At 71.4% G+C, this 12,380-nt stretch carries 11 protein-coding genes; 5 read left to right on the top strand and 6 right to left on the bottom strand.

The window, feature by feature from the left end:
- Positions 1-90 precede the first annotated feature (90 nt).
- Positions 91-1,545, top strand: a complete 1,455-nt coding sequence (locus tag ACQPYK_RS11805) for a glycoside hydrolase family 3 protein (protein WP_433254088.1) — start codon at positions 91-93, stop codon at positions 1,543-1,545.
- Between the two features lie 169 nt (positions 1,546-1,714).
- On the opposite strand, the gene ACQPYK_RS11800 is transcribed toward ACQPYK_RS11805, so the two are convergent.
- Entirely contained in the window at positions 1,715-2,839 is a 1,125-nt protein-coding gene (locus tag ACQPYK_RS11800; protein ID WP_433254086.1) for a condensation domain-containing protein, read from the bottom strand.
- 171 nt (positions 2,840-3,010) lie between these two features.
- On the opposite strand from ACQPYK_RS11800, the gene ACQPYK_RS11795 reads away from it, so the two are divergent.
- Positions 3,011-4,525, top strand: a complete 1,515-nt coding sequence (locus ACQPYK_RS11795; RefSeq protein WP_433254084.1) for a glycoside hydrolase family 3 protein — start codon at positions 3,011-3,013, stop codon at positions 4,523-4,525.
- Between the two features lie 223 nt (positions 4,526-4,748).
- Here ACQPYK_RS11795 and ACQPYK_RS11790 read toward each other — a convergent pair whose 3' ends face one another.
- Positions 4,749-5,924 carry an ROK family transcriptional regulator gene (locus ACQPYK_RS11790; RefSeq protein ID WP_433254082.1) on the bottom strand — a complete coding sequence of 392 codons (1,176 nt, stop codon included), beginning with the start codon at positions 5,922-5,924 and terminating at the stop codon, positions 4,749-4,751.
- 308 nt (positions 5,925-6,232) lie between these two features.
- On the opposite strand from ACQPYK_RS11790, the gene ACQPYK_RS11785 reads away from it, so the two are divergent.
- Genes ACQPYK_RS11785 through ACQPYK_RS11775 form a run of 3 tightly spaced genes read left to right on the top strand, consistent with a single transcriptional unit; the run spans position 6,233 to position 9,253 of the window.
- Positions 6,233-7,981, top strand: a complete 1,749-nt coding sequence (locus ACQPYK_RS11785) for a condensation domain-containing protein (protein ID WP_433254080.1) — start codon at positions 6,233-6,235, stop codon at positions 7,979-7,981.
- Positions 7,982-8,001: 20 nt separating this feature from the next.
- On the top strand, positions 8,002-8,451 hold the full coding sequence (locus tag ACQPYK_RS11780; protein ID WP_433254078.1) for an RrF2 family transcriptional regulator: 450 nt from the start codon (positions 8,002-8,004) through the stop codon (positions 8,449-8,451).
- A gap of 10 nt (positions 8,452-8,461) precedes the next feature.
- Entirely contained in the window at positions 8,462-9,253 is a 792-nt protein-coding gene (locus ACQPYK_RS11775; RefSeq protein WP_433254076.1) for an Fpg/Nei family DNA glycosylase, read from the top strand.
- Here the strand turns inward: ACQPYK_RS11775 and ACQPYK_RS11770 are convergent.
- The 4 genes from ACQPYK_RS11770 to rimO all read right to left on the bottom strand — a co-directional run bounded on the left by ACQPYK_RS11770 (position 9,250) and on the right by rimO (position 12,357).
- Complete coding sequence (locus tag ACQPYK_RS11770) at positions 9,250-9,609, bottom strand: helix-turn-helix domain-containing protein (protein ID WP_389934848.1); 360 nt, start codon at positions 9,607-9,609, stop codon at positions 9,250-9,252. The genes ACQPYK_RS11775 and ACQPYK_RS11770 overlap by 4 nt on opposite strands.
- Before the next feature lie 207 nt (positions 9,610-9,816).
- Complete coding sequence (locus ACQPYK_RS11765; protein WP_433254073.1) at positions 9,817-10,320, bottom strand: CinA family protein; 504 nt, start codon at positions 10,318-10,320, stop codon at positions 9,817-9,819.
- The gene (gene pgsA / locus ACQPYK_RS11760; RefSeq protein ID WP_433254071.1) at positions 10,320-10,922 is read right to left on the bottom strand and encodes a CDP-diacylglycerol--glycerol-3-phosphate 3-phosphatidyltransferase; all 603 of its coding nucleotides are present in this window, start codon (positions 10,920-10,922) and stop codon (positions 10,320-10,322) included. The genes ACQPYK_RS11765 and pgsA overlap by 1 nt, the downstream gene beginning before the upstream one ends.
- A 25-nt stretch (positions 10,923-10,947) precedes the next feature.
- Entirely contained in the window at positions 10,948-12,357 is a 1,410-nt protein-coding gene (gene rimO, locus ACQPYK_RS11755) for a 30S ribosomal protein S12 methylthiotransferase RimO (protein ID WP_433254069.1), read from the bottom strand.
- Positions 12,358-12,380: the final 23 nt, after the last annotated feature.

The raw sequence follows: 12,380 nt of genomic DNA, 5'->3' as shown, positions 1-12,380 counted from the left end.
TGGTACGGCCGCGCGCCCACAAGGCGCGGGCCGTACCAGCCCTGTCCACGTCCGACCCCCCTATCCTCAGGTAAGGAATCAGGTAGCGCCATGTCTGAGTACATCGCGAACTCCAGCGATCAGGGGCTGCGTCGCCTCGCGGCCGGCACGTTGCTCGTCGCCTTCCAGGGCACCACCGTCCCCGAATGGGTTCTCCGGGATCTGGAGAACGGTCTCGGCGGCGTCACCCTCTTCGGATTCAACGTCGTCGATCCCGCCCAGCTCTCCGCCCTCACCGCCCGCCTGCGCGAGGCCGGCGAGCCGATCGTCTCGCTGGACGAGGAAGGCGGCGACGTCACCCGGCTCGACTACCACGTGGGCAGCCCCTACCCCGGCAACGCCGCCCTCGGCGCCGTCGACGACGTCGAGCTGACCCGGCGTGTCTATCGCTCCATCGGCGACGATCTGGCCCGCTGCGGCGTCAACCTGGACATGGCCCCGTCCGCCGACGTGAACACCGCCGACGACAACCCGGTGATCGGCACCCGCTCGTTCGGATCGGACACCGCGCTGGTCGCCCGGCACACCGTCGCGGCCGTCCACGGCCTGCAGTCGGCCGGCGTGGCGGCCTGCGTCAAGCACTTCCCCGGTCACGGCGCCACCCGCCAGGACTCCCACCTGGAGGTCCCGCTCGTCGACGCCTCCCTCGAACTGCTACGGGAACGCGAGCTCGTGCCCTTCCGCGCCGCGATCGACGCCGGGACCAGGTCCATCATGACCGCGCACGTGCGGGTTCCGGCCCTGACCGGCGCGATCCCCGCCACGCTGTCGACCGCCGCCCTGACCGGCCTGCTGCGAGGCGAGCTGGGATACGACGGGGTGGTGGTCTCCGACGCCCTGGACATGAAGGCCGTCACCGACACCTACGGCCTGGCCGGCGGCTCGGTGCTCTCGCTGGCCGCCGGGGCCGACCTGCTCTGCCTCGGCCCGCTGCCCACCGAGGACGACGTCCACCGCATCATCGACGAGATCGTCGCCGCGGTCGGGGACGGCCGGTTGCCGCCGGCCCGGCTGGAGGCCGCCGCCGAGCGGGTGGCCCGCCTGCGCGCCTGGTTCGGCACTCCCCGGTCGGGTGCGGCCGAGGAGAACGTGATCGGCCTGACCGCCGCCCGTCGCGCGGTCAGCCTCACCGGCTCGGCGTCCCCGCTGGTCGATCCGCTGGTGGTCGAGGTGGACACCCCGCCGACCATCGCGGTCGGCGACGTGCCGTGGGGCCTCGCGCCGCTGCTGCCGCAGGCGGAGGTGGTCCGGGTCAAGCCCGAGGCCGCGGACGTGCCCGGCATCCTGGAGCGCGCCATCGGCCGCTCCCTGGTCGTCGTGGTCAAGGACGCCCACCGCTACGCGGCCAGCCAGTCGGTGGTGTCGGCGCTGCTCGCCTCACGCCCCGACGCCACGGTGGTGGAGATGGGCCTGCCGATCTGGCGCCCGGAGGGCGTCACCTACCTCGCCACGTACGGCGCCGCGCGCGCCAACGCCCAGGCCGCCGTCGAACTGCTCGGCGTCTGACCTCGCATCCTCCGGGCCGGTACGGCCCGCGCTCGGGAGGACCCCCCTGAGCGCGGGCCGTACTGTTCTCGCCGTTCGGGACGGGAGTCCAGGGTGGAAGTTCGGGACAGGAGTCCGGGATGGAAGCTCGGGGCGGGAGTCCAGGGCGGGAGGGAACCGAACCGGTCGGTCACCGAAGCTCCTCGCCGGGTTCGGGACGAGCCGGCGGAAGGTCCGCGACCCGCGCGTGCGGCTCGGTGGCGATGGTGCGCAGCAGGGCGCGCAGGTCTCCCGCGATGCGAGCCACGTCGTCGTGGCCGAGCGCGGTGGGGTTGAAGCGGAGACCGAGGGTGAGGCTCATATCCCCGTCCACGGCCTGGACCTGCAGCGCGCCACGGGCGGTGCCGTTGAAGACCGTCCACTCCACGCCGGTCCCGAGACCGGGAAAGCGCGGCGCGGATACCCGCCTGCGGTAGCCGAGCAGCACCGGGGCGGAGGTCGCCGCCGGCGGCGCGTGCCGGAACCGGTACAGCTCACGCAGTTCGGCCCGGACCGCGCGCAGGTGGGCGGGGAAGCCCTCGCCGGGTTCCGGGCACGGGACGAACGGCACCTCCGCGACGAAGTTCCCGATGTGGTGCCGCGTCTCGCCGGTGCGGGTGCCGAGAGCGAGGGCGAGCGGCGAACCGGTGGTGCCGTAGCCGCGCAGCAGTACGCCCACCGCCGCCACCAGCAGCTCGAACCTGGTCGCGCCGAGCGTCGCGGCGGCGCCGACGAACGCCTTGAACTCGGCTCCGCCGAGCACCATCTCGATGATCTCGCCGGGGCCGACGCCGCCGGGATTCGCGCGCAGACCGGGCAGCACGAGCTCGGCGGGTTCGCGGTCGCGCTCCTTCCAGAACACCCCGGCACCGCCGTCCTCGGGACGCTGCTCGCCGTACGGCGCGGCCAGCCGGGGCAGCGGGGCGCGCGAGAAGTAGGCGTCGGCCAGGTCGCGCAGCAGCAGGTCCTTGGAGGCGCCGTCGAAGACCGTGCCGTGCGCCGTGAAGATCAGCCGGTTGCGGTCCCGTCCCAGCCCGGCCAGCGTGAACCGGGCGAGCGGGCCCCGGTCCGGGTCGAAGGGGCAGGCGACCTCCGCCGCGGCGAGCTCCGGGTAGCGCGCGGGGGACGAATCGACCCGGACGACCCGGGCCCGGCCGAGCACCGGGTGTCGTGCGGCGACGGCGGCACATGCGCCGAGCAGTGCCGGGACGTCAAGTGGGCCGTTCAGGTGGAGCGCCAGCGGGATTCCCCGGAGGTCGAAAGGGGCGTGCGACATCCTGTCCGTCTCCCTCGTGGGTGACTTCTCTTCGTGCGGGTGGCGGGGGCATGGGTCACCCCGGACAGTCAACTATTAGGAAAGTTTCCTTTTTATTTACGCAATCCGAATGCTACACATGTGGTACGCCTGAAACAAGCGACTCGCGAGGAACCCAAGCAGGAGGCATTGATGATCGTTCGCGGTGGACCGGGTGGCGTGAGCCCAGAACTGGCCCGGCTTGCCGACACCGTCCTGCAACCCGGGTTCGTGGGCGTGGAGGTGCCCGACTGGCTGCGCAGACGACTTGGCGAGGGCCTCGGCGGGGTCGCGCTCTACTCCCGCAACCTTGTGGACGGCGTGCAGGTCAGAGCGCTGACCGCCGCCCTACGGGCGGAGAACCCGGACGTGGTGATCGCCACTGACGAGGAGGCCGGTGACGTCACCCGGCTGGAGGCGCTCACCGGCAGCTCCCGCCCGGGAAACCTCGCCCTCGGCGCGGTGGACGACCCCGGGCTGACCAAGTCGGTCGCCCGCGGAGTCGGGCACGACCTGGCCGAGGCCGGCATCACTTTGAACTACGCCCCCGTGGTGGACGTCAACTCCGATCTGGACAACCCCGTCGTCGGCACCCGCGCGTTCGGCTCCGACCCGTGGCTGGTGGCCCGGCACGCCCGCGCGTGGGTCACCGGCCTGCAGTCGGCCGGGGTGGCCGCCTGCGCCAAGCACTTCCCCGGCCACGGGGCCACCGCCGTGGACTCCCACAACGACCTGCCGACCGTGTCCTACACCTCCGAAGAGCTCGCCGCCACGACGCTCCCGCCCTACCGGGCCGCCATCGAGGCCGGGGTCCAGGCCGTGATGACCGGCCACCTGCTCGTCCCCGCCTACGACCCCGACTCCCCCGCCACGATGAGCGGCCGCATCCTGGTCGGGCTGCTTCGCGAGGAGCTCGGCTTCGACGGCCTGATCGTGACCGACGGCGTGGAGATGCCCTCGGTAGCCGAGCGGTACGGCGTGACCGGCGCGGCCGTCCGCGCCCTGGCCGCCGGGGCCGACGCCGTCTGCGTGGGCGGCGAGCGCAAGGGGGCCGGCGTGGTCGGCTTCATGCGCAACGCCATCATGGCCGCCGTGATCGACGGCACCCTGCCCGAGGAGCGCCTGGCCGAGGCCGCCTCCCGGGTGCGCCGCCTGGCGGCGTGGTCGGCCGAGCAGCGCCGGGTCACGTGGGCCACGGACCGGACGGCCCTCGCCTCGACTGGTCTCGCGGCGGCCCGGCGCGCCGTACGGGTCCACGGCGAGGGCCTCCCGCTGACCTCGGCGCCGCAGCTGATCGAGTTCGTGTCCGAGACGAACATCGCCATCGACCGGACCACCCCGTGGGGTGTCGCCGCACCGCTGACCGGGCTGCTGCCCGGCACGACCGCGCTACGGCTCGGCGCCGACGACCCGCTCCCGCCGCTGTCCGGCGGGCGCCCGCTGGTGATCGTGGTGCGGGACGCCCATCGGCACGCCTGGGTGTCGGCCCGGCTCGACACGCTGCTGTCCGGGCGGCCCGACGCGGTCGTGGTGGAGATGGGCCTGCCGGGCCCCGAAAGGCCCGGCGGCACGCACATCACCACCTACGGCGCGACGAGCGCGTGCGGCCAGGCGGCGGCCGAGCTCCTGGCCGGTCGTTCCTCGACGGTCCTCACCGGCTCACGCTGAGACGATCCGGTCCCCTCCCACGGGCCGGTGCGGTCCACTTCCGCGGACCCCGTGGTCCCTTCCGCGGGACGGTGTGGCTTCCTCCGGCGGGCCGGCGTGGTCCCCTCTCGCGGGCCACACCGGCCCGCGCCGAAGGAACCGGTCGATTCTCGACGGCCCACACCGGTCCTCCCTGCCCGCAACGGGCGCGAACCGGGAAAGACCGCCTGCTTCATCGGGGCTCTCAGGACGTGAAGATCTCCTCGCGCGCCTGCTCCAGAGCCGCGATGACCGCACCGCGCAGCACCGGGTTCCCCGTCACCTCGCTGGCCATCACCTGCGGGCGGACCGGGCAGATCCGAGCCACCGCCTCCTCGATCCTGGAGGTCAGCGCGCCTCCGCCCGCCTGGCTGACCTCTCCGGCGAGCACCACGAGCCCGGGGTCGAGCACGACGGAGACCGACGCCACCCCCAGAGCCAGCCGTCCGGCGATCTCATCCAGCAGGGGTTCGCCGCGCTCCCCCGCCGCGACGGCCGCCGCCACGCATTCGGCGGCGGCCCCCTCGAAGCCGTGGCCGGCGGCGAGCTCGGCCACCGCCTCGGCGCTGACCAGCGACTGCAGGCCGCCCGCGAGCGACGGGAGCCGTCCGGGCACCGCCCGCACGTCTTCGGCCAGCGGCACACCCGGCACCGGGAGGTAACCGATCTCGCCCGCGCTGCCGGACCGGCCGCGGTGCAGCCGGCCGCCGAGCACGACGCCCATGCCGATGCCCCGGCCGACCCAGAGCAGCACGAAGTCGTCGACGCCGCGCGCCGCGCCCAGGGTGTGCTCGGCGACGGCGACGAGGTTCACGTCGTTCTCGATCTTGATGTCGCGACGCAGGTCACGGGCGAGCGCCTCGTGGATGCCCTCGTGCCAGCCCGGCAGGTCGAAGGAGAACTGCACGTCCCCGGTCCGGGGATCGACCACACCCGGGGTGCCGATCACGACCGCCCGCAGCTTCGACAGCGCGACCTTGGCCGACCGGCATGCCTTGACGACCGCGCTGTGCACGAGGGCGACCGGATCGTCGTGCCCACTCGGCGCGACCGTCACCTCGGAAACGATCTCTCCATGAATATCCGCGATGGCGGTGGTGACGAATTCCGGGCCCACGTCCAACCCCGCCACATAGGCAGAAGATGGAATAATCCCATAAAGCGCCGCATTGGGCCCCCTGCCGCCCGCCTGCTCTCCCGCCACCTCGACAAGGCCGCGCTCCTCCAGGCGAGCGAGCGTCTGTGACGCCGTCACCTTGGAAAGGCCGGTGAGCTCCCCGATCTGACCCCGCGTCAGCGGTCCCGAGTCAAGCAACAGCTCCAGGGCGGCCCGGTCGTTGATCTCCCGCAATAGCCTGGGCACGCCAGGACGTCGCTCCATACGCATGCTTTCTTGTTCGCCGTTTCCCCGTCGCTTTTACATTCGGATAAGAATAGTGGTTTTATTCATTAATAAAGCTTCCTGACAGCTTAGCCCCGCGCCGGCCCCTCAGCGGGCGCAGGGGGCACTCCTCGCCACATCGCCGCCATCTCACCGCCCTATCGCCGCCACCTCACCGCCATGTCGCCGCCCTCGCCAGCCCGTCCCGCCGCCCTCCTCCGCCGGAAAATCCACCCTTGCGACGCGCGCCCGCCGCGTGGAACACTCCCGAAAACGGTAAAGGTTCTTTTCAGTAAGAGCCTTGGCGCGTGGGGCGAGGCAGGCTCGACATGAACACCGTCAACAAGACCGCGGCCATCAGGATCGCAGCCGACTACGCAGGACGACCGACCCGCAACGGGCCCGTCACGATGGGGCAGGCCAACATGGCGCGTTGCGTGCTCCGCGACCCGCCGCTGCACATGAACTTCCGCGTCACCAAGCACCTTCCCGCGAGAACGACCTTCACCGCCGTCGCCGAGGCGGTCGGACGGCTGATCTCCCGGCACGAGAGCCTCCGGACCACGATCCGCTCCGGCGTACAGAACGTGCCCGGATCCGGGACGTTGCCCATCGAGGTGCACGACATCATGGCCGGCGATCCCGGAGAGGGCGCCGCCACCGAGCACATGGTGGACGAGCTCGCCGAGGAGATCGGCCTGCGGATGCAGGGCGTCCGCTTCGACGTGGAGACCGAGTCGCCCATCCGGGTCGCCGTGATCACGGAGCGGGAGGCGCCGCGCCGGGCGGTCTTCGTGCTGCCCCACACTTCGGTGGACGCGATCGGCCTGGCCACCGTCATGCGCGAGTGGGAGCGGCTGATCCGGGGCGACGCCGTGCCCGCCCCGTGCTCGACGCAACCGCTCGACCTGGCGATCTCCGAGGGCACCCCGACCGCCCGGCGCCGCACCGTGGCCGCGTTGCGACACTGGGAGACCCGGCTCAGGCGGGCGCCGCAGGCCATGTTCGCGATCGACGAGACGGCCCGCGCCGACGCGCCGCCCGACGCCGACGCGATCCGCCCCCGGCTGCGGGTACGCTCCGCCGTGGCGAGCCAGGCACTGGAGGCCGTCGCGGGACGCACCGGGGCCAGCCACTCGGTGGTGACCCTCACCGCGCTGGGCGTGCTGATCGGCCTGCGGACCGCCCAACGGACCTGCGTGATCGCCTCCCTGTCGAGCAACCGGGTCCGTCCCGAGCTGCGCGACTACGTCGGGCCGCTGGCCCAGGACGCCCTGATCGCCGCCGACCTCGACGTCCCCACCTTCGACGACGCGGTTCGCCGCTTCCGCGCCGCCTCCCTGGCCGGGTATCAACACAGCCGGTTCGACTCCGCCGCGCTCTGGGAGGTCATCGAGTCCGTCAACGCCGAGCGAGGCGTCGACTTCGCACGCGACTGCGTGTTCAACGACATGAGCGGCGTCACCGTCGCCGACCGGGAAGCCCCGCCGCCGTCCGACGTCGAGTGCGACTGGCTGCCCGAGGCTTCGCTCCCGGCGCATCTCGCCCTCTGGGCCAACCGGCTGCGGGAGGAGGTGGACCTGACGTTCTGGATCGACCCCCGGGTGATGTCCCGGACGGAGGCGGAGGACTTCGGGACCGGGCTCGTCAGGCTGCTGATCGAGGCCGGGCGGCGGGTGATTCCGGTGGCGGAGATCGCGGCCGTCTCCGGGGTCACACCCGTCGTCCACGGTCCGGGCTGGGTCCACGTCGACTCCTGCTGGGTGAACCTCGACGCGGTGAGGCGGCTGGTCGGCGAGGCCGTCCGCGGACGGCCACACCACGTGACTCATGACGCCGACGGCCGTCTGACCTGCCACGTCACCTCCGGTACTCCCGCGGAGATCCACGCCGCCTGCCTGGCCCTGCTGCCGGGCCGTACCTCCGCCATGGCTCCGCACCACTACGTCGTCCACTCACCCGCGCCCGGGAACGCCTGGCTGCACCGGCCTGTGATCACGGAGGGTAACGGACGTCAACTCGATTCTTTCCCGCCCTCGCGCATAAGCAGTCAATAACAGGCGGGATAATCGATTACATGCGTCTATCCGCTCGTGTCGACTATGCCCTGCGTGCCGCCGCCGAACTCGCCGCCGCCGGCGACGGTCCAACCACCGTGGGTGAGCTGGCCAAGGAGCAGGACATGCCGCCCAAATATCTGGAGAACATCCTTCTGCAGATGCGCCGGGCCGGCCTGGTCCGCGGTCAGCGCGGCCCCGAGGGCGGTTATGTGCTGGCTCGCCCGGCGACGGAGATCACCTTGGCGGATGTGATCCGCGCCGTGGACGGTCCGCTGGCCAACGTGCGGGGCGAGCGCCCCGAGCACGTCGACTATCGTGGCCCGGCCGAGTCGTTGCAGCAGGTCTGGATCGCGCTGCGGGCCAGCGAGCGAGCGATCCTGGAGGAGGTCACGCTCGACAACGTGGCCACCGGCGCGCTTCCCGAGCGTGTCCGCCAGCTCGCCGCCGACCCTTCCGCCTGGGACTGAGCGAGGTCCCGTGCCCGAGGGCGACGTCGTCTACCGCACCGCTGGACGGCTCGGCCACGCACTCGACGGCCGGGTCCTGACACGTTCCGACTTCCGGGTGCCACGCCACGCCACGGCCGATCTCACCGGCCGGAGCGTGCTGGAGACCGTCTCGCGCGGCAAACATCTGCTCACCCGGGTCGAGGGCGGCCTGACCGTGCACACCCATCTGCGGATGGAGGGGAGCTGGCAGGTCTCGCCCGCGGGCCGCGGACTGCCCCCGGGCGACGTGATCCGCCTGGTGCTGGCCAACGCCGACTGGCAGGCCGTGGGCGTACGGCTCGGCATGGTCGATCTGGTGGCGACCGGCGACGAACATCGGCTCGTCGGGCATCTCGGCCCCGACCTGCTGGGAGCGGACTGGGATCCGGCGGAGGCCGTGCGGCGGCTGACGGGGAGACCGGGGCTGGCCATCGGAGAGGCGCTGCTCGACCAGCGCAATCTGGCGGGGATCGGCACGATCTATCGAGCCGAGACGTTGTTCCTCGCGGGGGTCTCGCCGTGGCGGCCGGTGGGGGCGATCGAAGACGTGGGAAGGATAGTGGCGCTCGCACGGCGGTTGCTGCACGCCAACAGGGAGCGTGAGAAGCGCGTGATGACGGGCGATCCTCGCCCGGGTCGGGGCATGTGGGTCTACGGCAGGGCAGGAAGACCATGCCTGCGCTGTGGGTATCGGATCAGTCGCGGGGAGGTAGGGGCACAGCCGCAAGAGCGGCTGATCTTCTGGTGCCGTCGCTGCCAGCCGGGCGAACCGGCGGACTAGGCGGCGACCATGTCGTTGACCTCAGGGAAAACGGAGTCCGAGATGGCACCCGGCACGGTCTCGGCGATCGGCAGGCGCTCCCGCTCGGGGACATCGCCGGCAAGCACCGGGGCGTGCTGGAGCTCGGCCAGCGCGAACTGGTCGGAAACCTCTCGGAGCACCTGTGAAAGCGGCACACCCAGGGCACCGCAGATTGACGCGAGCAGTTCGGAAGAGGCCTCCTTCTGCCCACGCTCCACCTCGGACAGGTATCCGAGAGAAACACGAGCCAGTGTGGACACCTCACGCAAGGTGCGACTCTGCCGCACCCTCAGCCGCCGCAACACGTCACCGAGCAGCTGACGCAGCAGGACCATCTGTCGCTCCCTCCCCGGCGCGGGCGCCTTCACGACACTCCGCGCGATCGGTTCGTGCCGCCCGTTCTTCGAACGCGACCCTTGGTACATACTCCTCGCCGTCATCATCGCTTGACCTTTACCTCACTCACATCTCCACCGTACCTGTATGGACCGACACCGCGGCAGACCGTGGAGAGCATGTTCGCTGGGGACGTAACGCGGTAATCACCCGGAATGTTCCCCCAAGTTCGACTCAAGCACACCTTGAAGTAGGTCTACGGCTTCATTGACTGTTGCTTGCCGAATCTCCTCACGCGACCCGGCAAGGTGGAGATCTCGGTGCCATACCCGTCCGTCGGGCCCGCTAACGGCCAGATGCACGGTGCCGACCGGTTTACCGTCCTGCGGGTCGGGACCGGCCACCCCGGTGGCGGCCAGGCCGTATGTGGAGCCGGTGAGCCTGCGCACACCGGCCGCCATCGACGCGGCCACCTGCGGGTGCACGGCTCCCTCGCGCTCCAGCAGATCGGCGGGGACACCCAGCAGGCGGTGCTTGAGGGCGGTGGCATAGGAGACGACCCCGCCCACGAAGGCCGCCGACGCGCCGGAGGGGCCGGTGAGCGCCGCGCCGATCAGCCCGGCGGTCAGCGACTCGGCCACGGCCACCGTCTCACCCTTGCGGACGAGCAGCGAGAGCACGTTGGTGGCGGCGAGCAGGCGGTGGCTCATCAGGCACGCGCCCGCTTCGCCACCTGCCGCAGCTTGATGGCGCGAATCACGTAGTCGAGTCCGGTGGCCACGGTCACGACGACCGCGGCGCCCATGACGGCCCAGCGGATCGGCACGGGAACGTCCGGCCACATGTAGGAGACGATCGCCGCGATCTGCAGCACGGTCTTCACCTTGCCGCCGTAGCTGGCGGGGATGACCCCGTGCCTGATGACCGCGAACCGCAGAAGGGTGACACCCAGCTCCCTGCCGAGGATCACGGCGGTGACCCACCAGGTCAGCTCCTCCAGGACCGAGAGGCTGATCAGCGCGGCGCCGATCAGAGCCTTGTCCGCGATCGGGTCGGCGATCTTCCCGAAGTCGGTGATCAGACCGTAGCGACGGGCCAGCTCCCCGTCGAGCAGATCGGTGAGTGAGGCCACCAGGAAGACCACCAGCGCGGTGACACGCCAGCCGGAACCCGGCAGGAAGAGGCAGACCACGAAGAACGGGACCATCGCCAGCCGTATCACCGTGACGACATTGGCGATGTTCCACGCGCTCACTTTGGGGCGCGCGGCTGCCGCGGTCGAGTCAGTGCCGGTCTCTGGCGGGTTGGTCATACGCTCTCCCGGCCCGGTGGCGCGTTCACGAGGCGGCCTTGATACGGGCGATGAGGTCGACCCCTTCGGAGTCGACCACGACGGCCCGGACGATCTGACCGGGGACCAGGCCGATGCCCTGGACCGTGACGGAACCGTCGACCTCCGGCCCCTGGTGGGCCGCGCGGCCTTCGTAGCCGCCGTCACCGAGGTCTTCCTCGATGAGGACGTCCACCTCCGTGCCGATCCGCTCCTCGGCCCGCTGGGCCATGAGCTCCTCGGCCAGCTCGGTGAGCGCGGCCACCCGGGCGTCCACGGTCTCCTGGTCCAGCTTGCCGGGGAGCGAGGCGGCCTCGGTGCCGTCCTCGTCGGAGTAGCCGAAGACGCCGATCACGTCGAGCCTGGCCTCCTGGAGGAAGTCGACCAGCTCGCCGAACTCCTCCTCGGTCTCGCCGGGGAAGCCCACGATGAAGTTGGAGCGCACGCCTGCCTCGGGGGCGCTCTCCCGGATCGTCTCCAGCAGGCCGAGGAAGCGGCTGGGGTCGCCGAAACGGCGCATCCGGCGCAGCACCGAACCGCTGGCGTGCTGGAAGGAGAGGTCGAAGTAGGGGGCCACGCCCTCGGAGGAGGCGATCATCTCCAGCAGGCCCGGACGCAGCTCGGCCGGCTGCAGGTAGCTGACCCGCACCCGCTCGATGCCGTCGGTGGCGGCCAGCGAGGGCAGCAGCTTCTCCAGCGCCCGCAGGTCGCCGAGGTCCTTGCCGTAGGAGGTGGAGTTCTCGCTGACGAGCACGAGCTCCTTGACGCCCTGCCCGGCCAGCCAGGCGGCCTCGCCGAGAAGCTCGGCGGGGTCACGCGAGACGTAGGCGCCGCGGAAGGCGGGGATGGCGCAGAACGTGCAGCGCCGGTCGCAGCCGGAGGCCAGCTTCAGCGAGGCCACCGGACCGTCGCCCAGGCGCTTGCGAAGCGGCCGTGGACCGCTGGCCGGGGCCACGCCCTCCGGCAGCTCGCCGTGGCCGGGGATGTTGGTCTTGGGGGCGGCGGCACGCTCGACCGGCGAGATCGGCAGCAGGGTCCTGCGGTCGCGGGGACTGTGCGGGACGAGCGGTTTGCCCGCCAGCACATCGTCCAGACGCGTGCCGATCTGGGTGTAGTCGTCGAAGGAGATGACGGCCGACGCCTCGGGCAGCGCGTCGGCGAGCTGGTCGCCATACCGCTCGGCCATGCAGCCCGCGGCGACCACCTTGGCCCCGGAGTCGGCCGCGGCGAGCAGCGTGTCGATGGAGTCCTTTTTCGCTGAGTCAATGAAGCCGCAGGTGTTGACGACGATGACATCGGGGTCGTCGTCGCCCACCTGCCAACCGGCAGCCTCAAGACGCGCAGCGAGCTCCTCGGAGTCGACCTCGTTGCGCGCGCAGCCCAGTGTGATCAGCGATGCGGTTCGGCGGGATGACATGGTGAACACTACGGTATCGGGAG

Source organism: Streptosporangium sp. CA-135522, from assembly GCF_050949235.1.
Taxonomy (GTDB): Bacteria; Actinomycetota; Actinomycetes; order Streptosporangiales; family Streptosporangiaceae; genus Streptosporangium.
The sequence above is the reverse complement of the archived record's forward strand: the minus strand, read 5'-3'. Positions and strand labels throughout refer to the sequence as shown.

Coding starts and splice junctions, on each gene's coding strand:
- ACQPYK_RS11805 (WP_433254088.1), top strand. CDS start 91: ATGTCTGAGTACATCGCGAACTCCAGCGATCAGGGGCTGCGTCGCCTC.
- ACQPYK_RS11800 (WP_433254086.1), bottom strand. CDS start 2,839: ATGTCGCACGCCCCTTTCGACCTCCGGGGAATCCCGCTGGCGCTCCAC.
- ACQPYK_RS11795 (WP_433254084.1), top strand. CDS start 3,011: ATGATCGTTCGCGGTGGACCGGGTGGCGTGAGCCCAGAACTGGCCCGG.
- ACQPYK_RS11790 (WP_433254082.1), bottom strand. CDS start 5,924: ATGGAGCGACGTCCTGGCGTGCCCAGGCTATTGCGGGAGATCAACGAC.
- ACQPYK_RS11780 (WP_433254078.1), top strand. CDS start 8,002: ATGCGTCTATCCGCTCGTGTCGACTATGCCCTGCGTGCCGCCGCCGAA.
- ACQPYK_RS11770 (WP_389934848.1), bottom strand. CDS start 9,609: ATGGTCCTGCTGCGTCAGCTGCTCGGTGACGTGTTGCGGCGGCTGAGG.
- ACQPYK_RS11765 (WP_433254073.1), bottom strand. CDS start 10,320: ATGAGCCACCGCCTGCTCGCCGCCACCAACGTGCTCTCGCTGCTCGTC.
- pgsA (WP_433254071.1), bottom strand. CDS start 10,922: ATGACCAACCCGCCAGAGACCGGCACTGACTCGACCGCGGCAGCCGCG.
- rimO (WP_433254069.1), bottom strand. CDS start 12,357: ATGTCATCCCGCCGAACCGCATCGCTGATCACACTGGGCTGCGCGCGC.